Here is a 1,613-nt window from a genome sequence, read left to right on the forward strand (position 1 = left end):
CGCTGGACCGGCTGGGCTGGAGCTGGGCGCCGCTGATTGACGCTCGGCTCGAGCGGCCGGAGCGCGGCGAGCGCATGCTCTTTGCGCGCCTGAAGCAGTGGGACGAAGCGGGCGACCGGCCGCCGCCGCGCACCATCAATGTCGATCCGGCGGACGCGCGGGCGAAGCTCGACCAGCTGACCGGCCGAGCCGAAGCGCGCGAGGGACAGCGGGCAATGGCCGAGGCGGTCACGTCGGTCTTTGCAGCGAAGAAGGCGAAGGATGCGCCGAACCTGCTGCTGGCCGAGGCGGGCACCGGGATCGGCAAGACGCTCGCCTATCTCGCGCCGGCAGCGCTATGGGCGGAGCAGGCAGGCGGCGCGGTGTGGGTATCGACCTTCACCAAGGCGCTACAGCGGCAGCTCGACGGCGAGGGGCCCAAGCTGTTCGCGGATGCCGATGAGCGCGCGCGCAAGATCGTCGTGCGCAAGGGGCGCGAGAATTACCTGTGCCTGCTCAACCTCGAGGACGCGCTGCAGGGCGCATTCAGCGGGCGCGCCGCGATCCTCGCGCAGCTGGTCGGGCGCTGGGCGGCCTATTCGAGGGACGGCGACATGGTCGGCGGCGACCTGCCCGGCTGGCTTCCCAGCCTGTTCCGCCGTGCGGGCTCGACAGCGCTGACCGACCGCCGCGGCGAGTGCGTCTATGCCGGCTGCCCGCATTACCGCCGCTGCTTCATCGAGCGCGCGGAGCGGGCGAGCCGCGAGGCGGACATCGTCATCGCCAATCACGCTTTGGTGATGATCAACGCGGCGCGGGCGCGCGAGGACGCGCCGGGTCGGATCCTCTTCGACGAGGGACATCATCTGTTCGACGCCGCCGATTCGACTTTCGCCGTGACCTTCGGCGGACAGGAAGCGATCGAAATGCGCCGTTGGATCGTCGGACCTGAGGGGCGCTCGCGCGGGCGGCGGCGCGGCCTCGCCGCGCGGCTGATGGACGTCGCCTCCTACGACGAGGAAGGGGCGCAGGCGCTCGAAGCGGCGATCGACGCGGCTAAGGCGCTGCCATCCGACGGCTGGCTGCAGCGGCTGGTCGAGGGTTCGCCATTCGGGCCGATCGAGGCCTTGCTGTCCGAGGTGCGCGGCGTGGTCTACGCGCGATCGAAAGCGCAGGAGGCGGGCTACGGGCTGGAGACGGAGCTTGCCCAGGCCGACGGCGCTTTGGTGTCGCAATCCGCTGCCGCGATGCAGCAGCTCGAAGCGCTTCAGAAGCCGCTCGCCGCTCTGGCGCGCCGACTGGAGGCGGTGCTCGAGGACGCGCCGGATTGGCTCGATTCACAGGCGCGGGCGCGGGTCGAAGGCGCGATCCGCGGGCTGTCGTGGCGGCGCGAGACGCTTGCCGCGTGGATCGCGCTGCTGGCACGGATCGGCGGCGAGGCGGATCCGGATTTCGTCGACTGGCTGGCGGTCGAACGGATCGACGGGCGGGAGCTCGACATCGCTATTCACCGCCGCTGGCTCGATCCGTCGAAGCCGCTGGCGGCGGTGGTGCTTGCGCCGGCGGACGGCGTGCTCGTCACCTCGGCGACCCTGCGCGGTGGCGAGGACTGGCCGGCGGCGGAAGCGCGAACC

At 71.5% G+C, this 1,613-nt stretch carries 1 protein-coding gene; it reads left to right on the top strand.

From position 1 onward, the window contains the following. Window positions 1–1,613: ATP-dependent DNA helicase (locus GH737_RS15585; RefSeq protein WP_420853464.1), on the top strand; the 1,613-nt coding region annotated here is incomplete at both ends.

Origin of the sequence: Sphingomonas segetis, from assembly GCF_009720245.1 — a bacterium.
GTDB classification, from domain to species: Bacteria; Pseudomonadota; Alphaproteobacteria; order Sphingomonadales; family Sphingomonadaceae; genus Sphingomicrobium; species Sphingomicrobium segetis.